Origin of the sequence: Microbispora bryophytorum, from assembly GCF_043197435.1 — a bacterium.
GTDB lineage: Bacteria > Actinomycetota > Actinomycetes > Streptosporangiales > Streptosporangiaceae > Microbispora > Microbispora bryophytorum.
Genome location: NZ_JBICTF010000003.1, coordinates 124,074 through 149,877 on the forward strand (window position 1 = coordinate 124,074; position 25,804 = coordinate 149,877).

Consider the following 25,804-nt stretch of genomic DNA (forward strand, 5'->3'; position numbering starts at 1 on the left):
CAACCGGAGGACCCATGAACAGAGTCCTGGCGGCACTCGTCCTGTGCGCCGCCGCGGTGCTCCCCGCCGCGCAACCGGCGCATGCCGCCACCCCACTGACCATGCTCGGAGCCGACGTCTCCTCCGTGCAGCGCTCCCTCGACCTGGGCGCGAAGTACTACGACGCGAGCGGCGCCCAGAGGGACCCGCTGGACATCCTCAAGGGCGTCGGCGTCAACTACGTCCGGCTGCGGATCTGGAACAACCCCGTCAGCGGCTACAACAACAAGGCCAAGGTCCTGCAGTACGCCAGGACGGTCAAGGCCAAGGGGCTGAAGTTGCTCGTCGACTTCCACTACTCGGACACCTGGGCGGACCCCGGCAAGCAGTACAAGCCCGCCGCCTGGGCGAGCCACGGGATCGGCCAGTTGCAGACCGACGTCTACGACTACACCTACGACGTGTGCTCCAGCCTCAAGGCGCAGGGCACGACACCGGACAGCGTGCAGATCGGCAACGAGATCAACGTCGGCATGCTGTGGAACGACGGCAAGGTCGTCAACAACGACTTCACGAACCTGAGCCTGCTGCTCAAGGCCGGCTACAACGCGACCAAGGCGTGCAACTACGGCACGCAGGTGATCATCCACACCGCGGACGCGGACAGTGACGCCCACGCCCGCTGGTTCTACGACGGCATCAGGGCCAAGGGCGTGCCGTGGGACATCACCGGCCTGTCGTACTACTGCATGTGGCACGGCACGCTGTCCAACCTGTACAACGTGATCTCGGACGTGCGGTCCCGCTACGGCAAGCCGGTCGTCATCGCCGAGACGGCCTACCCGTTCACCTCCGACAACGCGGACTGGGAGGGCAACTCGGTGACGTCGGGATGCTCGGGGTACGGCCTCACCTGGCAGGGGCAGGGGGCGGAGTTCACGGCGGTGCAGAACACCGCCCGCAACGCGGGCGCCATCGGCGTCTTCTACTGGGAGCCGACCTGGTACGCGGTGCCCGGCAACGGCTGGGACCCGGCGAACATCAACGGCACCGGCGACGGCTGGGACAACATGGCCGTCTTCAACTGGACCGGCCACATCAACCCGAACGTCCGGTGGACCCCGTGACGGACTGACCATCGAGCGGGCCGCCCGGGGGATGCATCCCCCGGGCGGCCCGCCCCGGCACACCGGCCGGGCCGCGTTGTCGTGCGCTCACCGGCAGCGCACTATTCGGCGAACAGCTCGTCGACCGAGGTGATGACGGCGGCCCTGCGGACCCAGGCGTCCAGCTGGTCCGGGTCCTCGCACCGGCGGATGCGCTCGCGGGCGTCGTCGGAGATCTCCAGGCCCCGGGCGTCCAGCACGGAGAAGATCGACTTGATCTCGCCTTTCGCCTCACCTCTCACCTCGCCTTTGGCCAGCAGTGGGAGAAGTACTTCTCGCCGAGGTAGTCGAAGTCCTGAATGGTGGTCATCATCGCGCCGGATGCGCCACGGCCGAGAGCACCGCGAGCTCCGGGCTGGCGCGGGCCTGGTCGGGGTCGGTGATCAGCGGTATGCGGCCGGGGTCGATCGCCAGCGGGGTGATGGCGCCGCCCGGGCCCAGGTGGATCGTCCTCTCGCACCATCGGGCCGTCGATCGATCCGGGCAGATGACCAGCAGTGCGGTGTCGCACTTGTGCTGTGACCGCAACGTCGTGACATAGACCGGCCAGCTGAACCGCTTGCCGGCGTCCCGGCCCTGCTGGACCTCCACGATCACGGCCATCACCGCGGTAAAAAGCCCTCAGGGTTCGGGAATGGCTTCCCATTCGTGGCAGGGGCTGAGCGCGTGGTGCTGGTAGATCACGCCGACGGCGGGGTGGGACCAGCCGAGCGCTACGGTCGCGCTCTCCGTGTGCGGGACCGGCTCGCCGAGGTCGGCGGCGGTGACGGGCTGGCCGCCGGGGCCGCAGACACACTCCGGGCTGCCCTCGTGGCCGATCACGTCGTCGAGCGGCATCACGTGTACGAACCTGTCCATGTCACCTACCAAGCCGGGGATTGCCGTCACGTTACCCCAGACAGACACAAATCGGAACAACTCGGACAGTCCGAAGCGACTCCGAGCCATTGACCTTTGTTGGGATGGACGGCAAACTAACTCCAAATCGCCGGATGAGCCGATGGAGTGCCGCAATGCCGTATCGTCCCCCATTGATCGCGCGCGAGTTCTTCGTGGCGGATCCTCCCGAGCTTCCGGTGCGCGAGCCGGGGGAGGAGGGCCTGTCCGCGCTGACCAGCGCCGAGGTGGTGGCCTCCGACGGGAAGGGCGTGACGCTCAAGGGCTCCACCTCGGCGGAGGAGACGCTCGTCGTGCAGATCACGGTCGCTGGTGAGGGGGTGATCCGGGTGCGTCTGTCGGAGGACCCCGACGCGCGCACCCGATCCGCCCGCGCGATCTCGATGGTCACCCCCGGCGAGTACGGCGAGGCCGTCGTGGAGGCGAGCCACAGCCGCGTGATCGTCGACGCCGGGTCGCTGCGGGCCGAGGTGCGGCTGAACCCGTGGAACCTGCGCTTCACCGACCGGGCCGGCCGCACGCTGGTGGAGCAGGACCCCGGCCACCCCGACATCAGCGGCCGGCTGCGCACGCTGCCGTTCGGCCGCTCCACGGTGGACGGCGCCCCCGTCGCCTACCACGACACGTTCGTGGCCCCGGCGGACGAGGCGTTCGGCGGCTTCGGCGAGTCGTTCACTCCGCTCGACAAACGCGGCCAGCGCCCGCTCATGTGGAACTTCGACGCCTTCGGGGCCGAGTCGCAGCGCGCGTACAAGAACGTGCCCTTCTACCTGTCCAGCAGGGGATACGGCATCTGCGTCGACAGCGGCACGCCCGTCGAATTCGACATGTGCCAGTCCACGCACAGCGCCGTGCAGATCATCGTGCCCGACGACCTCGTCGACTACTACGTGATCGCGGGACCGACCCCCGCCGAGATCCTCGACCGGTTCGACGGGCTGACCTCCCGGCCGGAGCTGCCGCCGAAGTGGGCGTTCGGCACCTGGATCTCCTCGGGCTTCTTCCGCGACAGCCAGGAGCGCGTGCTGCAGCGCGCCACGAAGATCAGGGAGCGGGGCATCCCCTGCGACGTGCTCCACCTCGACTGCTACTGGCAGGCGGACGGGCACTGGTCGGACCTCCAGTGGGACCCCGAGACGTTCCCCGACCCGGCGGGCATGCTCGCCACGCTCAAGGACCAGGGCTTCAAGGTCTGCCTTTGGATGAACTCCTACATCTCGCACCTCAGCCCGGCCTTCGCCGAGGCGGCGCGGAAGGGCTACTTCCTCAGGCGGCCCGACGGCGAGACGTACGTCGCCGACACCTGGCACGGCTCCTACCCCGCCTGCGGCATCGTGGACTTCACCAATCCGGAGGCGGTGAAGTGGTTCAAGGGCCTGCTGCGCGACCGCCTGCGCGAGGGCGTGGCGGCGTTCAAGACCGACTTCGCCGAGGGCGTCCCCGCCGACGCCGTGGCATTCAACGGCATGACCGGCACAGAGCTGCACAACGTCTACGCGCTGCTGTTCAACGACATCGTCGCGGACGTGACCCGCGAGGTGAACGGGCACGGCCTGGTCTGGGCCCGCTCGTCCTACCTCGGCGGTCAGCGCCACTCGGCCCAGTGGAGCGGAGACTCCGACACGACCTACCCCGCGATGGGCAGCACGATCAGGGGCGGCCTCTCGCACGGCCTGTCCGGCATCCCGTTCTGGAGCCACGACGCGGGCGGCTTCAGCGGGACGCCCAGCCCGGACCTCTACATCCGCTGGTCGCAGTTCGCCGCGCTGTCCCCGCTCGTACGGTTCCACGGCACGACCACCCGGGAGCCCTGGGAGTTCCCGCCGCACGCCGAGCAGGCCGCCGTCGAGGCCCTGCGGTTGCGCTACCGGCTCATGCCGTACATCTATTCGGCGGCCGTCACTGCAGCCGAGACGGGTGCGCCGATGCTGCGCGCCCTGTGCGTCGACCACCCGGACGACCCGGTGGCCTGGCAGGCGGACCTGGAGTATCTTCTCGGCACCGACCTGCTCGTCGCCCCGATGACCTCCGCCGACGGCACCCGGAAGGTCTACCTGCCCTCGGGGGTGTGGGTGGACTACTGGACGGGGGAGGCCGTCGACGGCGGGCGTTACGTCACGGTGTCGCCGCCGCTCGACCAGATCCCGCTGTTCGTACGGCACGGCTCGCTGATCCCGGTCGCCGAGCCGGGCGTCACGGTGGCCGACGACCCCCGGGTCTCGCTGCTCGCCTTCGGCCCGCCGGAGGGCGAGAGCCGTACGACGATCAGGGACCTGGACGGGGACACGACGGTCACGGCGGTGCGGGACGGCGACAGGCTGGTCGTCACCGCCGAGGGCCCCAAGCAGATCGACGGCGTCGAGTTCGTGGGCCCCGGCGTCCCGGTCGTCATCAACTAGACACACCCCCCTGGAGAAAGACCATGTTCGCAGTAGGCAGGAGCGCGGCGGTGGCGGCACTGGCCGCGGCCGCGCTGGCGCTCAGCGCGTGCGGTGGATCCTCTGACGAATCCGATAGCGGCAGCGGTGGCTCCGCCGAGGGCAAGACCCTCACCCTCTGGCACTACGAGACCGGCAACAGCGCCATGGGCACCGCCTGGGCCCAGGCGATGAAGGAGTTCGAGGCGAGCCACCCCGGCGTCAAGGTGAAGTTCGAGGAGAAGGGCTTCGAGCAGATCCAGAAGACGGCGTCGATGGTCCTCAACTCCGACGAGGCGCCCGACATCATGGAGTACAACAAGGGCAACGCGACGGCCGGTCAGCTGTCCAAGCAGGGCCTGCTCACCGACCTGACCGAGCAGGCGACCAAGCGCGGCTGGGACAAGCTGCTCAGCCCGTCGCTGCAGACCACCGCGAAGTATGACGAGCGGGGCATCATGGGCTCGGGCAAGTGGTTCGGCGTGCCGAACTACGGCGAGTACGTGATGGTCTACTACAACAAGGACATGTTCGATAAGGCGGGCGTCGAGGTGCCCACCACGTTCGACGAGTTCACCGCCGCGCTCGACACGTTCGCGAAGAAGGGCACCACCCCGATCGCGATGGCGGGCGCCGAGTATCCCGCCCAGCAGCTGTTCTACCTGCTCGCCCTGAACAAGGCCGACCGCGCCTGGATCGACTCCTTCGAGCTCTACAAGGGCAAGGTCGACTTCCACGGCCCCCAGTTCACCTACGCCGCCCAGACCTTCTCCGACTGGGTGAAGAAGGGCTACATCGCCAAGAACTCGGCCGGGATGAAGGCCGAGGACATGGGCGTGGCGTTCATCGGCGGCAAGTTCCCGATCATGGTGTCGGGAAGCTGGTGGTTCGGCCGCATGCAGGAGGAGATCAAGGACTTCAAATGGGGCTCCTTCCTGTGGCCGGGCCAGTTCGCCCCGGGCTCCAGCGGCAACATCTGGGTCGTGCCGGAGAAGTCCGAGAACAAGGACCTCGCCTACGACTTCATCGACATCACGATGAAGAAGGAGACCCAGAACCTGCTCGGCAACTCCGGCGGCATCCCCGTCGCGGCCGACCCCGCCGCGATCACCGACGAGCAGAACAAGGAGCTCATCGAGAACTTCAACAAGCTCTCGACGCAGGACGGGCTGGCCTTCTACCCTGACTGGCCGGCTCCCGGCTACTACGACGTGCTCGTCGCCGGCGTCCAGGAGCTGATCAACGGCAACAAGAAGCCCGAAGAGGTCCTGGACGAGATCGCCCAGCCGTACGACGACAACCTGGCCGACATCGGCGGCTAGTCCCGGCGCGGGACCGCCTTTCCCTCCGACCCCGGCGGCGGGGCTACCTGACCGGTCTTCGCCGCCGGACCCCTTCCTTCTGGAAAGGTCTGCACGTGACTCCTCCGTCCCCTGAAGAGGACGGCTTCTCACCGGCCCCGACTGCGGCAACCGGAGCAGGCGACGGGCACGCCCCGGCCGATTCGCCCTACGGGCATGCGGAGACGGTGCCGGGGAAGCGATCCTTGCGCCGGGTGGATCCCGCGCCCGGCGCCGGCCCGGCCCGCCCGCGCGGGAGGGGTGGCTACTGGCTCTACCTGGTTCCGAGCCTGGTGCTGTTCCTCGCGATCATCGTCGTCCCGTTCCTGATGAACGTGGCGACGAGCTTCACCCGCTGGTCCGGCGTCGGCACCCCCACCTGGATCGGGCTCGACAACTACACCAAGCTGTTCAAGGACGAGCGCTTCTGGGCGTCCTTCGAGCACAACGTCGCACTGATCATCGCGATGGCCGTGGTGCCCACGATCATCGGCCTGGTCCTCGCCGCCGCGCTGTTCGACTACATCGCCAAGCGGTTCGGCGGGCGTACGGCCTCGGCGCTGCGCGCGGCGTTCTACCTGCCGCAGGTGCTGCCCGTCGCGGTGGCCGGCGTGGTGTGGGGCTGGATGCTCCACCCGTCGTACGGCGCGGTGAACCAGATCTTCGGTATCGAGGTCAACTGGCTCGGCGACCCCGACATCGCGCTGGCGACGGTCATGGCGATCATGGTGTGGTTCCAGCTCGGCTACCCGGTCGTCATCTTCATGGCCGGGCTCCAGCGGGTCGACCCGTCGCTGTACGAGGCGGCCGAGATCGACGGCGCCTCGTGGTGGCGCAGGTTCTGGCACATCACGATTCCGCAGATCCGGCCGGAGATCTTCGTGGTGCTGCTGACCTGCACGATCGCGGCGCTCAAGGTGTTCGGGCCGATCTTCGTGCTCACCAGGGGAGGACCCGGCTCCGCGACGATGGTGCCGTCGTACTTCTCCTACTTGAACTTCTTCCAGAAGGCCAACGTCGGGTACGGCTCGGCGATCGCGACCGTGCTCGCCCTGATCATCGTCGTGGTGACCTTCCTCTTCCTGCGAGTCCAGGAGGGCGGCCAGGAGCGTGACCAGGAGAGTGACTCGTGAACGCCGATCGCACCTTCCGCCAGCCGGGACGATGGGCTGTGCTCGCGGCACTGGCCGTGCTCGCGGTCGTGATGCTCTTCCCCTTCGTCATCGTCACGCTCAACGCGTTCAAGTCCCCGGCCGAATACTCCGCGGGCGGCCCGCTGAGCCTGCCCCACGGGTTCTACCTCGACGGGATCGTCGCCTTCTGGGATCGCGTCGACTTCGGCCTGAAGCTCTGGAACAGCCTCCTGATCAGCGGCGTCGTCGCGGTCGCCGCGGTGGTGCTGTCGATGCTCAACGCGTACGCGCTGGGCATCGGCAGGGTCCGCGGCCGGCTGTGGATCCTCGTGCTGTTCCTGGTCGCCAACACGCTGCCGCAGGAGGCGCTGGTCTACCCGCTCTACTACCTGTCGAAGGAGGTGGGGCTGTACGACTCGAAGCTCGCCGTCATCCTGATCTTCACGGTGATCCAGGCGGCCTTCGGGACCTACCTGCTCTCGTCGGTGCTCGGGCAGTTCCCCCGGGGAATCCTGGAGGCGGCCGAGATCGACGGCGCGAGCAGGCGGCGGATGCTGTGGGGCATCGTCGTGCCCATCAGCCGCCCGACCCTCTCGGTGCTGCTCATCTTCTTCTTCATCTGGACGTGGAACGAGTTCTTCCTGCCGATGGTCTTCCTCATCTCCAACGACAACCAGACCGTGCCGGTCGCCCTGGGCGTCCTGCAGGGCGAGAAGATGATGGACGCCACCATGTCCAGCGCGTCCGCGCTGCTCGGCATCATCCCCGCCGTGGCCTTCTTCCTGATCTTCCAGCGCACGCTGACCCGTGGCGTCACGGTCGGCGCGATCAAGTAACACCCCCGAACGAGTAACACCCCCCGAATAACGCGTCACTACCTGACCTGGAGGCGCAATGTCCCATCGCCGTTCGGCGATGCTGTCCGCGTCGGCGGCCCTGGCTCTGGCACTGAGCCTGGGCGCCGGCCCCGCGAGGGCGGCCGACGACTATCCGTTCCGCGATCCGTCGCTGCCGCTCGCCCAGCGCGTCGACGACCTGCTCAACCGGCTCACGCCGGACGAGAAGGTCGCGATGCTGCACCAGTACGCCCCCGCGATCGACCGCCTCGGCATCAAGCTGTTCAAGACGGGCACCGAGGCGCTGCACGGCGTCGCCTGGTCGACCGACTACACCAACAACGGCGCCGTGGTCACCGCCAAGGGCACCGTCTTCCCCCAGGCGGTCGGCCTGGCCAGCACCTGGGACACGGCGCTGATCAAGCGGGTCGGCTCCGCCGTCGGCGACGAGGCCCGCGGCTACCACGCCGAGAACCCCACCGTGTGGGGGCTCAACCTCTGGGCGCCCGTGGTCAACCTGCTGCGCGACCCCCGCTGGGGGCGCAACGAGGAGGGCTACTCGGAGGACCCGACGCTGACCGGCGCCATCTCCACGGCGTACGGCTCGGGCCTGGAGGGCGACGATCCCGACCACCTGAAGACGGCGCCCACGCTGAAGCACTACCTGGCCAACAACAACGAGATCACCCGCGACACCTCGTCGTCGGAGCTGCCGCCGCGGGTGAAGCACGAGTACGACGAGGCGGCCTTCAAACCGGCCATCGCGGCCGACGCGGCGACCGGTGTGATGGCGTCGTACAACCTCGTCAACGGCCGGCCGAACACGGTCAACCCCGACCTGGACGACGTGGTCCGCTCGTGGACCGGCCGGGCGCTGTTCAACGTCACCGACGCCGGCGCCCCGAACAACCTGGTCAACTCCGAGAAGTACTACGCCACCCAGGCCGAGGCCGACGCCGCGCTGATCAAGGCGGGGCTCGACAGCTTCACGGTGGACGACGCCAACGGCGCTCCGACGGCCGCGGCCGTCAAGGAGGCGCTGTCGAAGGGGCTGCTCACGCAGGCGGACGTGGACGACGCGGTCCGGCACCAGCTCGGCATCCGCTTCCGGCTCGGCGAGTTCGACCCCGACGGCGGGCCGTACGCGAAGATCACAAAGGATGCGGTCAACAGCCCGGCGAACCAGAAGCTGGCCCGCGAGACCGCGGCCAAGGCGATGGTGCTGCTCAAGAACTCCGGCGGTGCGCTGCCGCTGAAGCCCGGCAAGAAGGTCGCCGTGGTCGGCCCGCTGGCCGATGTGCTCTACACCGACTGGTATTCGGGCAGCCTGCCGTACAAGGTGACCCCGCTTGACGGGATCAAGGAGCGGGCCGCGTCGGTGGCCTCCTCCGAGGGCGTCGACCGCATCGCGCTGAAGGACGTCGCCACCGGGAGGTACATCAGCGCCCCCGCGTCCGGCGGCGACCTCAAGGAGAGCGCGACGGCCCCCGGCGACACCGAGCAGTTCGACGCGTTCGACTGGGGTCAGGGCGTGCTGACGCTGCGCAGCGTGGCCAACGGCAAATACGTCAGCCGGGCCAACTGGTCCACCCTTGCCAACACGGCCGACCAGCCGTCCGGCTGGTTCGTGCAGGAGCAGTTCACGCTGGAGCCGCAGTCCGACGGCACCTCCCTGCTGCGGTACGCCGGTTACGAGACGGCCTTCGACTGGTTCGGGCCGGACACGTACATCAAGACGGCGGCCGACGGCACGCTCAGCCTGACCACGGCCGACCAGGCCACGCACTACGCCAAGGAGGTCGTCTCCCGCGGCGTGGACGACGCCGTCGCCACGGCCAAGGCCGCCGACGTGGCGGTCGTCGTGGTCGGCAGCATGCCGTTCATCAACGGCCGCGAGGACCACGACCGCACCGACATGAACCTCGCCGAGGGCCAGGAGGCGCTGGTCAAGGCCGTGAAGGCGGCCAACCCGAACACGGTGGTGGTGCTGGAGAACAGCTACCCGACCACGATCAACTGGGAGCAGGACAACGTCCCCGCCATCCTGTGGACCACCCACGCGGGCGCCGAGACCGGGCACGCCCTCGCCGACGTGCTGTACGGCGACGTCAACCCGGCCGGGCGGCTCACCCAGACGTGGTACCGGTCGGCCGCCGAGCTGCCGGGCATCCTCGACTACGACATCGTCAAGAAGGACCGGACGTACCTGTACTACCAGGGCAGGCCGCTCTACCCGTTCGGGTACGGCCTGTCGTACACGTCGTTCTCCTACCAGGGCCTCAAGGCGGTGCCGAAGGGCGACGCGTACGAGGTCTCGGTCAAGGTGACCAACACCGGCTCCCGGGCCGGCGACGAGGTCGTGCAGCTCTACACGCATCAGCACAAGTCGCGGGTGAAGCAGCCGGTCAAGCAGCTACGGGCCTTCCAGCGGGTGACGCTGGCGCCGGGTCAGACGAGGACGATCGCCTTCACCGTCAAGAAGAGCGACCTGGCGCTCTGGGACGTCACGCGGAACAAGTGGACCGTCGAGAACGCGACCCACGACGTGCTCGTCGGGTCGTCCTCGGCGAACATCCGCCAGCGGGCGACGATCAACGTCAAGGGCGAGAACATCCCGCACCGCGACCTGTCGAAGACCACCCGGGCGGTCGACTTCGACGACTACTCGGGCATCCACCTGGTCGACGAGACCAAGGTGCGCGGCGACGCGGTGGCGGGCGCGAACGGCGGCTGGATCGCGTTCAAGGACGTCCAGCTCCGCAAGCCCCGCACGGTGACGGCCGGGGTGGCCGCCACGGGCGGCGGGACCATCGAGGTGCGCCTCGGCTCGCCGACCGGCGCGAAGGTGGCCGCGATCCCGGTCGCCGCGACCGGCGGGATCTACAACTGGGCCGCCGCGACCGCTCCCGTGGCCGGCGCGAACGGCGTGAAGGACGTGTACCTGGTCTTCACCGGCGACGTCCGGATCAAGGACTTCGCCCTGAGCTGAGGCTCCCCGCCGAGAACGACGGACGCCCCGCGCGCGTACGTGTGCGGGGCGTTCCGCCTGCGCGGGCGACGCGTGGGGCGGGCGGACTGATCGGCTCCGATCGGGCGGGACGCGTCGGGCGTCATGCGCCGGGGGCGGCCGGGAGCGGCCGGTGGCGCGTTCATCACTCCGTGTTCGTGCCGTGGGGAGTCCACGTGTTCTGGCGGACGTTGCAGGCGCGGGGCCGCCGCCTGCAGAAACTGCCCTGGGAGTTGCTGGCGCCGCTCACGCTGATGGTGGCCTGCTGCAGGCCGGCTGCGTTCTTCAGACTGCCGAACGCCAGGTAGTTCCTGACGTTCCTGCCGTTGCCCACGTTGATGCTGGACCGGTTGGCGTTGATGTCGCCGCCCTGCCCGCCGCCCGATCCCCAGCCGTGGGGGATCGGCGCCGCGATCGCGGATGCCGCGGACCAGGGGAGCACCGAGGCCGCGATCGCGAACACGGCCGCGGCGGTGAGCCCGGCCACCCGGGGGAGCGCGTCGCGCGCTGCATGACACACCATCTCCGCCGGCTCCGCTCCCTCTGACGACGTGGCCCGACGAGCTGGATACCCCGATGTGCCGTGTCTCTCCCGGCTCACGGCGATCCGCGCCGTACCGGTAACCGGTTCTTTGCCGGGCGGTGAGGCGGGTTCCGCACCCGGCGGGCGTATCGATCACGCTTTCGCTATTCTCCCCGATATGGCCGAATCGCTCAGGGGGACGCTGGCCTCGCGATACCACCTGCTGCGCCCGCTGGGCTCCGGCGGCATGGGCACGGTGTGGCTGGCCAGAGACTCCGTGCTCGACCGCGAGGTGGCGATCAAGGAACTCCGCCTCCCGGACGGCCTCGGCGAGCGCGAGCGGGCCGAACTGATCGCCAGGGTCATGCGCGAGGCAGAGGTCACGGCGCGCGTCCGGCATCCCGGGATCGTCGCCCTCCACGACGTGCTCCTCCAGGACGGCAGGCCGTGGATCGTCATGGAACTGCTGCACGGCCACGATCTCGCCCGGCAGATCTCCGCGTACGGGCCGCTGCCGTACCGGCAGGTGGCGGACCTCGGCGCCCGCCTGCTCGACGCGCTGTCGGCCACGCATGCCGGGGGCGTGCAGCACCGGGACGTGAAGCCGGGCAACGTCTTCCTCTCCTCGGACGGCCGGGTGCTCCTCACCGACTTCGGCATCGCCCGCCCCGCCGACCAGGCGTCGATCACCGAGGCGGGCCTGATGGTCGGCTCACCGGGCTTCATCGCGCCGGAACGGCTCGCGGGCGATCCCGGCGGCCCGGCCGCCGACCTGTGGTCGCTCGGCGCCACCCTCTACACGGCCGTCGAGGGCGTCGCCCCCTATCAGGGCTCGCATTCGGAGGTGATCCGGGCGACCCTCACCAGGGCTCCCCGTCCGCCGGTGCTCGCGGGACCGCTCGGCCCGGTGCTGACGTGGATGACGGCGCGCGATCCGGCCGCCCGCCCCGACGCGCCGACCACGCTCACGCTGCTGCGGCAGGTGGCCGACGGCGGCACTCCGGACCTCGATCCCCGGCATGGCCTGCGCATCGAGTCGCCGAAGCGGCGCCACCGGTGGTGGTACGCGGCGGGGGCCGCCGCCGTGGCAGGCGTCGCGGTCGCCGTGGCCGCCGTCGTGCTCTCCGTCAGGGCGGGCGAGCCGCCGCACGATCCCGTACGCCGGGTCTCGCCCACCTTCGACGGCGCCGTGGACCTGTGCCGGGCGCTCCCGGCCGGCGAGGTGCGGCGGATCGTGGGCGCTTCGGCGCAGACCCGGCCGGGGCCGGGGAAGACGAGCTGCCAGTGGACCGTGAAGGGCGGCGGCGTCGAGCTGAGCGCCGAGACCGACTCCGACACCCCCGCGCCGTGGGGGCTCGACACGGCCTCGGCGACCACGCTCATGGAAGGGCTGCGCAGGCAGTACGCGTCGGGGCCGAACGACGTGAGCTGGCTCTGGTACGAGATCGGCCTCGACCAGAGGACCCAGGTCATCGAGACGGCCGGACGGGACACGCCGGACGTGGCCGACGAGGCGTTCGCCGTCGACCTCGCCACGCCGGAGGGCAGGGCACAGGCCACCGACGTGTACTTCAGGCTCGGCGATCTCGTCGTACGGCTCCGGTACGCCGACCTCGACGTGAGCTCACCGGCCGCCCTGCGGGAAGGGGCGATCGCGGCGGCGGCGTCGGCGGCCGAGGGCCTGAGGGGGCTGGCCTAGCCGTGGACCTGCTCGCCGGGCGGTACCGCCTCGCCGAGCCGCTCGGAGAGGGCGGCGGCGGCACGGTCTGGCGCGCCCGCGACGAGCTGCTGCACCGGGAGGTGGCGATCAAGCAGCTGCACGTCCCGCCGGACCTGGACGACCGGCAGCGCGCCGACTTCCTCGGCAGAGCCGTCGACGAGGCCCGGGCCGCCGGACGGCTCACCCACCCGTCCATCGTGACGGTCCACGACGTCGTCGGGCACGCCGGGCAGCCGTGGATCGTCATGGACCTGGTGCCGGGCCGCTCCCTCGACAAGATCATCAGGGAGGACGGACCGCTCGCCTCCGAGCGCGTGGCCGAGATCGGGCTGGCCGTGCTCGACGCGTTGGAGGCGGCCCACGCCCGGGGCATCGTGCACCGCGACGTCAAACCGGCCAACGTCCTCATCGGGCCGGACGGCCGCGCCCTGCTCACCGACTTCGGGATCGCCGCGCCGCTGGGCGGCGCCGGGCACTACTGGCAGAGCTCGGCGGGCTCGCCCAACTACATGGCCCCCGAACGGTTTCGCGACGAGCCGGACGGCCCGCCCTCCGACCTGTGGTCCCTCGGGGCCACGCTCTACACCGCCGTCGAGGGGGAGCCGCCCTTCCACCGGAACATGGCCGCCGCGCTCGTCGCCGCCGTCCTGCTCCACGAGCCCCGGCCGATGACCCGGGCCTCGCGGGTGCTCGCATGGATCGTGCTCGCCCTGCTCGACAAGGAACCGGCGCGGCGTCCGCCCCCCGACGTCGTACGGCAGGCACTGCAGGCCGCTGCCGCGCCGCCCGCTCCCGCCCCCGCGGACCGGTCCGCCGGAATGTGGCGCTTCGTCGCCGTGGCGGCCCTGGTGGTCGTCGTCGGCCTCGCGGCGGGACTGGGCGCCTGGCTGCTCGTGTCCGGGAAACAGGGCGGCTCGGGGCGGTTCGCCGCCGTCCCCGACGCCTGCCGCAGCCTGACCAAGGCGCAGATCCATGACCTCCTCGGGGCCACACCGCGTGGGGAGCCCGCAGCCGAGGGGCGATGCGAGTGGAAGGAGCACACTACCGGCCACGACGGGGCGATCACGGTCGCCTACCGGTTGCCGTCCGAAGGGGAGGGGGAGGCGGCGGCCTCCCGCGACCTCGCGGGGGAGCGTGCCGCGCGGGGCGCCGCCGCGCGCGACCGGGCCGGGATCGCCGACGAGGCCTTCACCTGTGACTCCACCGACTCCGCCGACTCCGCCGACTCCACCGCCGGAACCACCGGGGCCACGGTCTGGTTCCGCCTCAGCAATCTCATCGTCGAGGTCGCCTACCGGCGCGCCGGTGACCCCTCGGTCACCCCGGCCGACCGGCGCACGGCCGAGCGCGCCGCCGAACTCGTCGGCATCGGGCTCGGGTGACCTCCCGCTCTGCATCTGTAGGAGACCCCCATGACCAGCGGTGACGACGCCTCCGTCGAGCCCGGACAGACGCCTCCCCCGGACGACGGCCCCCCGCAGGGCATGCCGCCGTACCCGCCGCAGGGCCATCCCGGCCCGGGAGTTTCGCCCTACCCGCCCGCGTACGGCCAGCCGCCCGGTTCCCCGCCGCCCGGTTCCCCGCCGGGCGGGTACCCCGCCGGTGCGCAGCCGGGTGCGTACCCCGGTCCTCAGCCAGGTCCGCCGCAGCCGGGCGCGTATCCCGCCGACTCCCCGCCCGGTTCCCAGTCGCCCGGCGCGTATCCCGCTGGTTCCCAGCCACAGCCTGGTCCGTATCCCGGCCCGCAGCCGCCGCCCGGCGGGTACCCCGCCGGTTCCCAGCCGCCCGCGTATGGCCAGCCGCCCGGTTCCCAGCCGCAGCCGGGCGGGTACCCCGCCGGTTCCCAGCCCGGTTCGTATCCCGGCTCGCAGCCGCAGCCGGGCGCGTATCCCGCCGGTTCTCAGCCCGGCCCGCAGCCGCCGCCGGGCGGGTATCCCGCCGGGTCTCAGCCGCCGGGCGGGTATTCCGCTGGTTCGCAGTCGCAGCCGCAGTCGCAGCCGGGTGCGTACCCCGGTGGCCAGCCGGGTCCGTATCCCGGTTCGCAGCCCGGTTCGTACTCCGGTCCTCAGCCCGGCCCGCAGCCGGGCGCGTATCCGGGTGCCGCGCCCGGTGGCGTTCCGCAGCCCGGGGGATACCCCGGCGCGCCGGCCGGCCAGGGTCGGCCGCAGCCGGGGCCGCCGGGGCCTCCAGCCGGGCAGCCGCCGCAGTCGCCTCAGTCGAATCCCTATCCCTATCCGTCACAGGGAGGACAGGGCGGCCCGCCGTCCGGGCAGCAGGGGCAGGGCTGGCAGGCGGCGACGCCGCCTCCGCCCGAACTGTGGCAGATGCCGACCCAGCCCTCCGTCCCGGCGCGGCGGGGCTGGGTGCTTCCGGTGGTGGCGGTGGTCGCCGTGCTGGTGGTGGCCGGGGGAACGTTCGCGTTCATGACGGTGCGCCAGACGGGAGCGCCCAGTAAAGCGAGCCCGACGGCGACGGCGGCGACGGCGGCCGAGAAGTCGGCGTCGGCCGCGCCGGTGGCGGCCACCGCCGACGTGTGCTCGATGCTCGACCCGGACGAGGCCGAGCGTCTCGTACCGCGGGCCGAGATCGACTCCTCGACCAACGACAACCGCAGCGACACCCTCGTGAGCTACGTCCGGTGGCAGTGCCGCTGGGCCAACCGGAACATCTCGTACAAGGACGTCACCCGCAGCCGCGAGATCACGGTCAACGTGTCCAAGTACGAGGCGCTCGGGACGACCACGGCCGTGGAGGCGGCGAAGATTCAGTACAAGGGTGAGCTCAGCCAGTACAAGTACGGCGCGGGCCACTCGGACACCGAGCACTACTACTCGGCGGTGCAGGAGTACCAGGGCATCGGAGACACGGCGGCCGCGCAGTACCAATGGACGCGGGAGGGAAAGCAGTACTGGTACTCCTTCGGCCAGGGAGTCGGCCGGGTGGGCGACGTGGTCTTCCAGGTGAAGTACGAGGCGAGCCAGAAGAAGAAGGAGGCCGACCTCCTGTCGACGGAGAGCACGCAGTCGATCACCGAGGAGAACGCCCTGCGGGAGGTGAAGGGCCTGCTCGGGCAGCTCGCGAAGTCCGTGACCGCCTGGCGTGCCGGACAGCCGCTGCCCTACCACGCGCGTCCCAAGCCGAGCCCGTCGCCGTCGCCCTCGCCTACCCGGATCCCCCTGCCCCGGGCCTGCGTGAGTCTCAAGACGCTGGCCGCCACCCTGGTGCCGGACACCGAGGGCGCGGCGGTGCGGAGCAAGGAAGGCCAGTCGAACGTCACCCAGTGCCAGTGGTGGAACGAGAAACTGCCGCTCGGCGGAGGCAAGGTCCGCTGGCGCAACCTGCGCATCGCCGTCCACACCTTCTGGGACGCGGAATCCGCCCGTTACTACCTCATCGACCAGCGCTCGAAGACCAAGTTCACGGCGAGTAGCGAGATCGGCGGCATCCGGTGGGGCAAGGTCGAGAAGCTGACCGGCTTCGGCCAGGACGCGTTCGGCCAGGCGATCCGGCAGCGCACCGACACGGCCCAGGGCAACCGGTACGAGATCTACGCGCTGGACGGCAAGAACGTCATATGGGTGCTGCTGTCCGGCAGCGACCGCCCGGAGAACACCCCGATCAACGCGCCCGACTCCGTGCTCATGGACCCGAAGGAGGCGGTCACCGGGGCCAAGTCCGTCGCCAAGGCCCTGCTCGACGCTCTGTGAGCCGGTGTTCGTGCAGGTTTGCGCGGGTATTTCCCCCCTCGACGTCGAGTCGACGGGGGGAAACCATGGCTACCTGTGAGGTCTGCGGCAACGATTACGACATGGCCTTCGAGGTGCACACCCAGGGGGTAGTGCACGTCTTCGACAGCTTCGAGTGCGCTATCAGCAGGATGGCGCCCGTGTGCGAGCACTGTGGGTGCCGCATCGTGGGCCACGGCTCCGAGCTCAACGGCCGCTGGTTCTGCTGCGCGCACTGCGCCCGGGAATCCGGTGCCACCAGGATTGTCGACAGGGAGGTCACGGGCGCCGCTGCCCGCTAGCGCGGGCCATCTTGACGGTTGTGAGGGCCTCCGAGCGGGATCCACATCCCCGGGAGGCCCTCATGCTGCCCGTCAGGACTCGAACGCGACCAGCCGGATGACGAGGAATCCATCGCCCTCGCGCTTCGGCGGCAGCGTGGTGCCCGGCACGGCATCGAACACCTCGGGGTGCTCGTCCCTGGTCACCACGCCGAACAGGTCGTCCGGCAGGGTCATGCCCAGCGCCGTGGCACGCCTCGTGGCGGCGTGGAAACTGCCGCCCGCCTCCAGATCGGCGGCGATCATCTCGGCCGCCGGCCGGTCGGGCACCCGAATGCGGGCCACTCGGGCTCGCTGCGGCCGGGCCGAGCGGGCGCGGAGATAGTCCTCGATCTCCCACACGAGCAACTCGCCGAGGTAGTGCGACATGTCCCTCTTCACGGTGCTCAGAATCACCTGTGGCGGTTGATTCCTGTTTGCACTCCGGTTGCTCCGGGGCTGTGTTCGCGGCGTTCGGGTCTGCGCCGTGTGGCCCTTCCGCCGCGCGGCGTGCGACCCGTGCGGCCGCGGCGCCTGGCCTTCCCCTCGCCGACTGAGAATCCGCCGGTGCACGCCCATCTCGCCGGGTGCTTGCCGCACTGGATTCGCATGGCGCTGCACGGTAGTGTTTTAGTTAGTTATGTAGCCAAACAAATGTCGGAGGGGCGAGTGCCACCAGGTCAGCCGGGAGGCGCCGGGACCGGTGGTCGTCGCCAAGCCGGGCACGGCGCTGCCCGAGGGTCCGTGCGTGCTACGATCCCGGCCGCCGTTGTCATGTCGAATTGCTGCAGTTGCGGCATGATGAGCCCGAGTGGGGAACGGGGCGGACATTGATCACATCGCACAACGGGCCACAGCCGGCCGACTTCACCGACGTACGGGCGACCAATCTCGCCGTCGTGCTGCGCTTCGTCCGGGAGAACGCGCCCTGCTCACGTGCCGACATCGCCGCCTCGACCGGCCTCAACAAGGCCACCGTGTCCAGCCTGGTCGCCGACCTCATCGACCGGCGCCTGCTGCGTGAGACCGGCCTGACCGAGCACCGCGTCGGCCGGCCCGCCACCATGCTCGTCCTGGACGGCTCGCCGTACGCCGCGATCGGCATCGAGGTCAACGTCGACTACATCACGGCGGTCGCGGTGGACCTCAAGGGCGAGGAGCTCCTGAACTGGCGGCGGTCCTTCCCCGGCGGGACCTCGAGCGCGGGCCAGGCGGTCGTGGCCATGGCGGCCCTCGCCCGGCGGGTCGTCAGCCGTATGGGCAAGGAGGCCAGGCAGGTGCTCGGCCTGACCGTGGCCGTGCCCGGTCTGGTCGACGTCCACGGGATCGTGCGGGTCGCCCCCAACCTGGGCTGGCGCGACGCGGACCTGGCGGGTGACCTCGCCAAGGCGCTGCGCGACCCCGGCTTCCCCGTGCTGGTGGACAACGACGCCAATCTCGCCGCCCTGGCGGAGCACCGGTTCGGGCCCCATCGCAACGCCGCCAACCTCGTCTACGTGACCGGTGAGGTCGGCGTGGGCGCCGGCATCGTCATGGACGGCCGGCTCAGGCGGGGCGGGCAGGGCTACAGCGGTGAGATCGGCCACATCGAGCTCGATCCCGCCGGGCCCACCTGCCGGTGCGGTCGGCGCGGCTGCCTGGAGGCCGTCGCCGGGGTGGGTGCGATCCTCACTCACACGGCGCCCGACGCCTCGCCGTCCGAGCTCGAACTCGAGATCGACGAGGTCGTACGGCGCGCCCGCAACGGCGAGCGGGACATTCTCACGCTCCTGGAGGATGTGGGACGCCACCTGGGCAGGGGGATGGCCGCCGTGGCCAACCTGCTCAACCCGGAGGTCGTGATCCTCGGGGGCTACTACGTGCCGCTCGCGCCCTGGCTCGTCGCGTGCGCGGAGGAGGAGATGTACGGCAGGGTGCTCGCCCCCGGAGGGGGAGGCTGCCGGCTGGAGGTGTCCACGCTCGGGTACGGCGCGGCCGCGCTCGGGGCCGCCGCGCGGGTGCTCGACTCCGTCGACTCGGGCCGCCTGCCCCCACAGCGCTGACCGTCCCATCCCGCCGTCCGAGCGCCTGGGGCCTGGCTTGGGCGCACCGGCACCGGAAGCAGCCAGCCTCGGGCCGGCGGCAGGCGTACCGATATCGAGGGGCCGCGAACCCGGCCGGGGCGCGAGGCGTCGAACAACTGACTGTCGACGAATTGGAACACGATGAACACTCGCCCGCTGTCCGCCGCTGTGCTCTCCACCGCGCTTACTGCCGCGCTTACTGCCGCACTGGCCGCCCCCGCGGCCGCCGCCGCTCCGGCCGGGACCTCCGCCCGGCCGAAGCCTCTCATCGGGGTCGCCGTCTACCTCTCCTACGGCAAGGGCTTCCCGATCAGCCGGTACGAGCCCGGCAAGGGCTTCACGAAGCTCGGCGCGATGCCGATGACGGGCCAGTTCTCCGCGTCCCCGGACGGCAGGAAACTCGCCTGGATCACCGACCGCGGCTACGTCCGGGTCGGGAGCGGCAGCACCGCCGCCACTGTGGCCAGGGGCGCCGCGGCCGGGTTCCCGTGCGCCACCCCGGTCTGGTCGCCCGACTCCCGCCGGGTGGCATACGTGAAGAAGGGCAACTCGGACGCCGGGTCGGTCTCGGTCGTCGGCACGGACGGCCGGGGCGGCAGGAAGGCGGGCACCACTCTCGGGGTCTGCCACCTGGCATGGTCGGCCGACGGCCGCTACCTCGCCGGGTACGCGGGGACGACCGAGGGTGTGTACCGCCTCGATGTGAGGACCGGCAAGGCGGTCAAGGTGAAGGGCGTCGGCCTCGCCAACCACGTGCAGAGCCTGTCGCCCGACGGCACGAAGGTCGTCGTGGCGCCGCTGTCGAGGAACGCGCCGGGCGGCGACGGCTCCTGGCCGGGGGGCTTCCGCCCGGCCGTGGTCGACGTGGCCACAGGAAAGAAGGCCGCCATCCCGGTGAAGGGCTCGCTCATCGGCGCCTTCTACCTGCGCGACGGCCGCCTGGTCGTCCGGGTCGCCGGGCGCGCCGCCAACACCCTGGTCGTGCTCGACAAGAAGGGCAGGCAGGTGCAGCGCCTGACCGAGCCCGCCGCGGCCAGGCGGCAGGCGCTGCTGCAGATCGTCCGCTGACGGGGGACTCCCGAGGCATCCGAGGGCGGGCGCGGACCGGCCGGAACTCCCGGCCCGCGCCCGCCCTCGCGCCGACCTCTCGCGCCCGCTTCCGCGCCGTCCTTCGCGTCCGCTTTCGCCATCCCTCGCGGGCTTTCGCGGGCCTTCACGCCCGCCCTCCGCAGGCCTTCGCGCCCGCTTTCGTGGTCGGCCGGAGTGGGCCTTCACGTGACAACGAGGTGATACCGGCGAGGGTCTTGACCTGAGCCGAGGATGAGGGCACTCTTCCGGATAAGCCCGGATTTACACGCCAGAAACTCGCGGCAACCCTTTCGAAGCGCTTCGATGTGGCGCTTCTCCAACCGAACACGCGGATCCTCGCGACGCCCTCATGGGGCGTCTTTTCGGCAGGTCATCGAAGCGCTTCGACGCGAAGGGTGAGTCTCCAGATGAACGAACCGGCGAGACACGACCAGGACCCGGCATTCCGGAATCCCGCGCTGTCTCCCGCCGAACGGGTGGACGACCTGCTCGGCAGGCTCACGCTCGACGAGAAGATCGGCCTGCTGCACCAGTACCAGGCGCCGGTGGAACGACTCGGCCTGCGGGTCTTCCGCACCGGCACCGAGGCCCTGCACGGCCTGGCCTGGCACGGCCCGGCCACCGTGTTCCCCCAGGCCATCGGGCTGGCGAGCACCTGGAACCCGGACCTGGTGCGTCAGGTGGGGGAGGCGACCGGCGACGAGGTCATGGCCTTCCACCACAAGGATCCGCAGAGCGTGGGCCGCAACGTCTGGGCGCCGGTGGTCAACCCGCTGCGCGACCCGCGCTGGGGCCGCAACGAGGAGGGCTACTCCGAGGACCCCTGGCTGACGGGGGTGATGGGCACGGCCTACGCCCGCGGCCTGCGCGGCGGCCACGCCGTGCTGAAGACGGCGCCCACGCTGAAGCACTTCCTCGGCTACAACAACGAGACCGACCGGTGCGTGACCTCCAGCGTCCTGCCGCCGCGGGCGCTGCACGAGTACGAGCTGAAGGCGTTCCGGCCGGCCGTCGAGTCGGGGGCCGCGGTCGCCGTCATGCCGTCGTACAACCTCGTCAACGGCCGGCCTGCCCACCTGTCACCGCTGATCGGCAGCCACCTGCGCACGTGGGCGCCCGACGACATCCTTGTGGTCAGCGACGCGTACGCGCCGGGCAACCTCGCCGGGCCGCAGGGCTACCACAAGGACCTCCCCGAGGCGTACGCGCACGCGATCAAGGCCGGGCTCGACAGCTTCACCCAGGACGACGCGGACACCGCCGCCACCCTGGGCCACGTCAGGACCGCGCTGGGCCGCGGCCTGCTGACCGAGGCCGACATCGACGCCGCCGCCCGGCACGCGCTGTCGATCCGGGTGCGGCTCGGCGAGTTCGACCCCGCCACACCGTACGACGACATCACCCACGACGTCGTCAACAGCCCCGAGCACCGGCGGCTCGCGCGGGAGGCGGCCCGTCAATCGATCACCCTGCTGAAGAACGACGGCCTGCTTCCGCTGGCCGCCCCGCGTACGGTCGCGGTGATCGGCCCGCTGGCCGACGCGTTGTTCGAGGACTGGTACAGCGGCACGCTGCCCTATCAGGTCACGGCCCTGGCGGGGCTCGCCGAGCGGTGCGAGACCGTCTTCTGCGAGGGCGCCGACCGGGTGGCGCTGCGCACCGAGGGCGGGTACGTCGGCGCGTCCGCCGACCCCGCCGGCGGTCCGCTGTACGTGGGGGGCGAACGCTCCTGCTTCGACGTGTTCGACTGGGGCGGCGGGGCGTTCGCGTTCCGGTCCTGCGCGAACGGGCGGCACGTGTCGGCGGGCGAGGACGGCGTGCTGGCCAACGACCAGCCGGGACCGAACGGCTGGGAGGTGCGCCAGACCTTCCGGATCGAGGAACGGCTGAGGGGCGTGGTGCTCCGCAACATCTCCTCCGGCCGCTACGTCACCGTGGCCGACGGCGTCGTCCGCACGACCGACGACCCCGACGCCGCGTCCGTGCTGTCGGTGGAACCTGTCGAGAGCGGCGCGGCCCGCGCCGCGCAGGTCGCGGCGCGCGCGGACGTCGCGGTCGTCGTGCTGGGCGACCACCCGCTGGTGAACGGCCGCGAGACCGAGGACCGCGCGACGCTGGCGCTGCCCGAGCGGCAGGAGGCCCTGCTGAAGGCCGTTCACGCGGCCAACCCGGCCACCGTGCTCGTGGTCTCCAGCGGCTACCCGTTCGCGGTGACCTGGGCGCAGGAGCACCTGCCCGCCGTCGTCTGGTCGGCCCACGGCGGCCAGGAGTACGGCCACGCGCTCGCCGGCGTGCTGCTCGGCGACGACGACCCGGGCGGCCGCCTCACCCAGACGTGGTACCGCTCGGCCGCGGAGCTGCCCGACCTGCTCGACTACGACATCATCGCCTCCGACGCCACCTACCTCTACTACCGCGGCCGGCCGCTCTATCCGTTCGGGCACGGCCTGAGCTACACCCGCTTCGCCTACTCCGATCTGGAGCTGTCGTCGGCCGACCTCGCCGAGGACGACACGCTGACCCTCCGGGTGACCGTGACGAACGCGGGCGAGCGCGAGGGGGAGGAGGTCGTGCAGTTCTACACCCGCCAGCGGCGCTCCCGGGTGAAGCAGCCGCTTCGCCAGCTGCGCGGTTTCGTGAAGGTGCGGCTCGCGCCGGGCGAGAGCCGTACGGTGTCGGTGGACGTGCCGGTCGCCGACCTGGCCTTCTGGGACGTGACGCGCGGCAGGTTCGTGGTCGAGGAGGCCGCGCACAAGGCGCAGGTGGGCGCCTCGGCGGGGGACATCCGGCTGTGCGCGCCGTTCCGGGTGCGGGGTGAGCGCATCCCGCCGCGCGATCTGACCTCGGGGCCACTGGACGTGGCCGATCACGACGAGTACGACGGTGTGGTGCTGTGCGACGCCGCTCTCGACTCCGGCGACGCGGTCCGCTCCACGTCGCCCGGATCGTGGATCGCCTTCCGCGACTGTGACTTCGGCGACTGTGATTTCGGCGGAGGAAACTTCGGGGGAGGGGACTTCGGCGGGGATCTCGCCGACGGGGGCCCGCCCGCGTGCGTGCTCGCGGTGTCGAGCGAGGAGGGCGGGGTGGTCACGCTGCGGCTCGACGACCCCCTGACCGGCGAGGTCGCGGGCGCGGTCAGCGTCCCGCCCACGGCGACCAGGCACGATTTCGTCGAGGTGAGCACTCCGCTGGCGGGAGCCGCCGGAGTGCGCGATCTTTATGTGGTGTACGAGAGCGAGGGGGTCACGGTGGGCGCGCTGGGCTTCGTCCCGGGGTTCTCCCGGTGAGGACCGTGACGATCGCCGACGTCGCCAAGCACGCGGGGGTCGCCGTGTCCACGGTCTCGTACGTGCTGAGCGGCAAGCGGGCGATATCGGCGACCACCCGGCAGCGGGTCCTGGACAGCGTGCGGGTCCTCGGTTATCACCCCAACGCCGGCGCCCGCGCTCTGGCGAGCAAGCGCGCGAAGGTCATCGCGCTGGTGCTGCCGCTGCGGGCCGGCATGAACCTGCCGGTCCTCATGCAGTTCGCGACCTCGGTCGTCACCACGGCCCGCAAGTACGACCACGACGTGCTCCTCATGACGGCCGACGAGGGGCCGGACGGGCTGCACCGGGTGGCGGCCAGCGCGCTGGTCGACGGGTTGTTGCTGATGGACGTGGAGATCCACGACCCCCGGGTGCCGCTGCTGCGCAAGCTCGCCGAGCCGAGCGTGCTGATCGGTTTCCCCGCCGACCCCGAAGGGCTGACCTGCGTCGACCTCGACTTCGCCCGCGCCGGGGCGCTGTGCGCCGACCACCTGGCCGATCTCGGGCATCGCGAGATCGCGCTGCTGGGCGCGCCGCGCGTGGTCTACGAGCGCGGCACCGGGTTCGCCGAGCGGACGATGGCGGGTTACGTCGAAGCGGCCAGACGGCACGGGATCGAGGCCGACGCGCGGCCCTGCGAGGAGTCCTTCGACGAGATCCACGCCGCCGTGAAGCTGCTGCTCGACGAGCGGCCGGGGCTGTCCGGGCTCGTCGTGCACAATGAAGCGGCCACCGGCCACGTGCTGGGGGCGTTGCGGATTCTCGGCAGGCGGGTGCCCGAGGACGTCTCGGTGGTGGCGATCTGCCCGGACGACATCGCCGAGCGGGCCAGCCCCGCGCTGACCTCCGTACTCATTCCCGCCGAGGACGTCGGCAGGCAGGCGGTCCGGCTGCTCATGGCCAAGCTGGAGGGCCAGGCCGTCCCCGAGTCGACGCTCCTCGAACCTCGATTGACGATTCGCGAAAGTTCACGATGACCTCATTTCCCGAGACATCATTTCCTGACGGCTTCCTGTGGGGGGCCGCGACCGCGTCGTACCAGATCGAGGGAGCGGTCCACGCCGACGGCCGCGTCCCCTCGATCTGGGACACCTTCTCCCACACACCCGGCATGATCGCCGACGGCCACACCGGCGACGTGGCCTGCGACCACTACAACCGCTATCTCGAGGACGTCGAGATCATGGCGTGGCTGGGGCTGAAGGCCTACCGGTTCTCGGTGGCCTGGCCGCGCCTCGCCGACCTGAGCTTCTACGACCGGCTCGTCGACGCCCTGCTCGCCAAGGGCATCACGCCCGTCGCGACGCTCTACCACTGGGACCTCCCGCAGACGCTGCAGGACACGGGCGGCTGGACCAACCGTGAGACGGCCTTCCGGTTCGCCGACTACGCCGCCGCCGTGCACCGGCGCCTGGGTGACCGCGTCAAGGTCTGGACGACGCTCAACGAGCCCTGGGTGTCGGCGTTCGTCGGGCACGGATCCGGCCGCCACGCGCCCGGGGTGACCGACCCGGCCGCCGCGTTCACCGCCGCCCACCACCTGATGCTCGGGCACGGCCTGGCCGTGCAGGCGCTGCGGGCAGGGGGCGCGGAGTCGGTCTCGCTGACACTGAACCTGACGCCGGTCCTCGGCGACCCCGAGCCGGCCCGCCTGATCGACGGGCTGGCGAACCGGCTCTTCCTCGATCCCGTGCTGCGCGGCGAGTATCCCGCGGACGTCCTCGCCCACCTGGAACGTTTCACCAAGGTCAACCTGGACGACCTGCCGACGATCGCGCAGCCGATCGACGTGCTCGGCGTCAACTACTACACGGTCAACCGGGTCGTCGCCGACCCCTCGTCGGAGGGGCATCTGGAGTATCCCGGCAGCGCGGGCATCGCCTGGGAGGACCCGCACGGCGAGGTCACCGAGATGGACTGGGAGATCAACCCGGCCGGGCTGGAGGACCTGCTCCTACGGCTGACGCGCGACTACCCCGGCACCCCTTTGATGATCACGGAGAACGGGGCGGCCGTTCCCGACGGGGTGTCCGACCCCGGCCGGATCTCCTATCTCGACGCCCACTTCCGCGCCGCCCGGTCGGCCATGGACCGGGGCGCCGACCTGCGCGGCTACTTCGTGTGGTCGCTGATGGACAACTTCGAGTGGGCCCGGGGCTACAACAAGCGGTTCGGGCTCGTCCGGGTCGACTACGACACGCTGGAACGCACGCCGCGCGACAGCGCCCGCTGGTATCGCGACGTGATCGCCCGGAACGGCCTGGCGGACTGAGGCGGC

20 protein-coding genes are annotated in these 25,804 nt (G+C 70.8%); 15 read left to right on the forward strand and 5 right to left on the reverse strand.

The window, feature by feature from the left end:
* The first annotated feature begins 14 nt into the window (after nucleotides 1–14).
* Nucleotides 15–1,106, forward strand: a complete 1,092-nt coding sequence (locus ACGFIB_RS10000) for a glycoside hydrolase family 53 protein (protein ID WP_357021718.1) — start codon at nucleotides 15–17, stop codon at nucleotides 1,104–1,106.
* Between the two features lie 101 nt (nucleotides 1,107–1,207).
* On the opposite strand, the gene ACGFIB_RS10005 is transcribed toward ACGFIB_RS10000, so the two are convergent.
* From ACGFIB_RS10005 to ACGFIB_RS10015, 3 genes are all read right to left on the reverse strand, one after another.
* Nucleotides 1,208–1,387: a hypothetical protein gene (locus tag ACGFIB_RS10005; protein WP_393370249.1), complete on the reverse strand. Its 180-nt coding sequence runs from the start codon at nucleotides 1,385–1,387 to the stop codon at nucleotides 1,208–1,210.
* A 67-nt stretch (nucleotides 1,388–1,454) separates the two neighbouring features.
* Entirely contained in the window at nucleotides 1,455–1,742 is a 288-nt protein-coding gene (locus ACGFIB_RS10010; protein WP_393370252.1) for a hypothetical protein, read from the reverse strand.
* A gap of 24 nt (nucleotides 1,743–1,766) precedes the next feature.
* Nucleotides 1,767–2,003: a hypothetical protein gene (locus tag ACGFIB_RS10015; RefSeq protein ID WP_142573089.1), complete on the reverse strand. Its 237-nt coding sequence runs from the start codon at nucleotides 2,001–2,003 to the stop codon at nucleotides 1,767–1,769.
* A 173-nt stretch (nucleotides 2,004–2,176) separates the two neighbouring features.
* Here ACGFIB_RS10015 and ACGFIB_RS10020 point away from each other — a divergent pair, with 173 nt between their 5' ends.
* From ACGFIB_RS10020 to ACGFIB_RS10040, 5 genes are all read left to right on the forward strand, one after another.
* A complete protein-coding gene (locus tag ACGFIB_RS10020; RefSeq protein WP_357257320.1) occupies nucleotides 2,177–4,441 on the forward strand; it encodes a TIM-barrel domain-containing protein in 2,265 nt (754 codons plus the stop codon).
* 23 nt (nucleotides 4,442–4,464) lie between these two features.
* Complete coding sequence (locus ACGFIB_RS10025; protein ID WP_357257317.1) at nucleotides 4,465–5,781, forward strand: ABC transporter substrate-binding protein; 1,317 nt, start codon at nucleotides 4,465–4,467, stop codon at nucleotides 5,779–5,781.
* A 233-nt stretch (nucleotides 5,782–6,014) separates the two neighbouring features.
* The gene (locus ACGFIB_RS10030; RefSeq protein ID WP_357257314.1) at nucleotides 6,015–6,932 is read left to right on the forward strand and encodes a carbohydrate ABC transporter permease; all 918 of its coding nucleotides are present in this window, start codon (nucleotides 6,015–6,017) and stop codon (nucleotides 6,930–6,932) included.
* Complete coding sequence (locus ACGFIB_RS10035) at nucleotides 6,929–7,768, forward strand: carbohydrate ABC transporter permease (RefSeq protein WP_393370256.1); 840 nt, start codon at nucleotides 6,929–6,931, stop codon at nucleotides 7,766–7,768. Before ACGFIB_RS10030 ends, ACGFIB_RS10035 begins: the two co-directional genes overlap by 4 nt.
* A 58-nt stretch (nucleotides 7,769–7,826) precedes the next feature.
* Complete coding sequence (locus ACGFIB_RS10040; RefSeq protein ID WP_393370258.1) at nucleotides 7,827–10,757, forward strand: glycoside hydrolase family 3 protein; 2,931 nt, start codon at nucleotides 7,827–7,829, stop codon at nucleotides 10,755–10,757.
* 163 nt (nucleotides 10,758–10,920) lie between these two features.
* Here ACGFIB_RS10040 and ACGFIB_RS10045 read toward each other — a convergent pair whose 3' ends face one another.
* Nucleotides 10,921–11,298 (reverse strand): hypothetical protein, encoded by a 378-nt coding sequence (locus ACGFIB_RS10045; protein WP_357257308.1) that lies wholly within the window; start codon nucleotides 11,296–11,298, stop codon nucleotides 10,921–10,923.
* A 178-nt stretch (nucleotides 11,299–11,476) separates the two neighbouring features.
* Here ACGFIB_RS10045 and ACGFIB_RS10050 point away from each other — a divergent pair, with 178 nt between their 5' ends.
* From ACGFIB_RS10050 to ACGFIB_RS10065, 4 genes are all read left to right on the forward strand, one after another.
* On the forward strand, nucleotides 11,477–12,997 hold the full coding sequence (locus ACGFIB_RS10050) for a serine/threonine-protein kinase (RefSeq protein ID WP_393370262.1): 1,521 nt from the start codon (nucleotides 11,477–11,479) through the stop codon (nucleotides 12,995–12,997).
* A gap of 2 nt (nucleotides 12,998–12,999) precedes the next feature.
* On the forward strand, nucleotides 13,000–14,400 hold the full coding sequence (locus tag ACGFIB_RS10055) for a serine/threonine-protein kinase (RefSeq protein ID WP_393370265.1): 1,401 nt from the start codon (nucleotides 13,000–13,002) through the stop codon (nucleotides 14,398–14,400).
* A 942-nt stretch (nucleotides 14,401–15,342) separates the two neighbouring features.
* Nucleotides 15,343–16,725 carry a hypothetical protein gene (locus ACGFIB_RS10060; RefSeq protein ID WP_142573077.1) on the forward strand — a complete coding sequence of 461 codons (1,383 nt, stop codon included), beginning with the start codon at nucleotides 15,343–15,345 and terminating at the stop codon, nucleotides 16,723–16,725.
* A 65-nt stretch (nucleotides 16,726–16,790) separates the two neighbouring features.
* Nucleotides 16,791–17,045 carry a hypothetical protein gene (locus ACGFIB_RS10065; protein WP_142573075.1) on the forward strand — a complete coding sequence of 85 codons (255 nt, stop codon included), beginning with the start codon at nucleotides 16,791–16,793 and terminating at the stop codon, nucleotides 17,043–17,045.
* A 72-nt stretch (nucleotides 17,046–17,117) separates the two neighbouring features.
* Here the strand turns inward: ACGFIB_RS10065 and ACGFIB_RS10070 are convergent, their stop codons facing one another.
* On the reverse strand, nucleotides 17,118–17,465 hold the full coding sequence (locus ACGFIB_RS10070) for a peptidylprolyl isomerase (RefSeq protein ID WP_393370268.1): 348 nt from the start codon (nucleotides 17,463–17,465) through the stop codon (nucleotides 17,118–17,120).
* Nucleotides 17,466–17,893: 428 nt separating this feature from the next.
* Between ACGFIB_RS10070 and ACGFIB_RS10075 the strand changes: the two genes are divergently transcribed.
* The 5 genes from ACGFIB_RS10075 (at nucleotide 17,894) to ACGFIB_RS10095 (ending at nucleotide 25,798) form a co-directional block, all read left to right on the forward strand.
* The gene (locus ACGFIB_RS10075; RefSeq protein ID WP_142573071.1) at nucleotides 17,894–19,105 is read left to right on the forward strand and encodes an ROK family transcriptional regulator; all 1,212 of its coding nucleotides are present in this window, start codon (nucleotides 17,894–17,896) and stop codon (nucleotides 19,103–19,105) included.
* A 162-nt stretch (nucleotides 19,106–19,267) separates the two neighbouring features.
* Nucleotides 19,268–20,194 carry a TolB family protein gene (locus ACGFIB_RS10080; protein ID WP_393370272.1) on the forward strand — a complete coding sequence of 309 codons (927 nt, stop codon included), beginning with the start codon at nucleotides 19,268–19,270 and terminating at the stop codon, nucleotides 20,192–20,194.
* 428 nt (nucleotides 20,195–20,622) lie between these two features.
* Complete coding sequence (locus tag ACGFIB_RS10085) at nucleotides 20,623–23,505, forward strand: glycoside hydrolase family 3 C-terminal domain-containing protein (RefSeq protein WP_393370276.1); 2,883 nt, start codon at nucleotides 20,623–20,625, stop codon at nucleotides 23,503–23,505.
* Nucleotides 23,502–24,503, forward strand: coding sequence for a LacI family DNA-binding transcriptional regulator (locus tag ACGFIB_RS10090; protein WP_142573065.1), 1,002 nt, complete (start codon nucleotides 23,502–23,504; stop codon nucleotides 24,501–24,503). The genes ACGFIB_RS10085 and ACGFIB_RS10090 overlap by 4 nt, the downstream gene beginning before the upstream one ends.
* Nucleotides 24,500–25,798, forward strand: coding sequence for a GH1 family beta-glucosidase (locus ACGFIB_RS10095; protein WP_393370280.1), 1,299 nt, complete (start codon nucleotides 24,500–24,502; stop codon nucleotides 25,796–25,798). Before ACGFIB_RS10090 ends, ACGFIB_RS10095 begins: the two co-directional genes overlap by 4 nt.
* The last annotated feature ends 6 nt before the right edge of the window (nucleotides 25,799–25,804 follow it).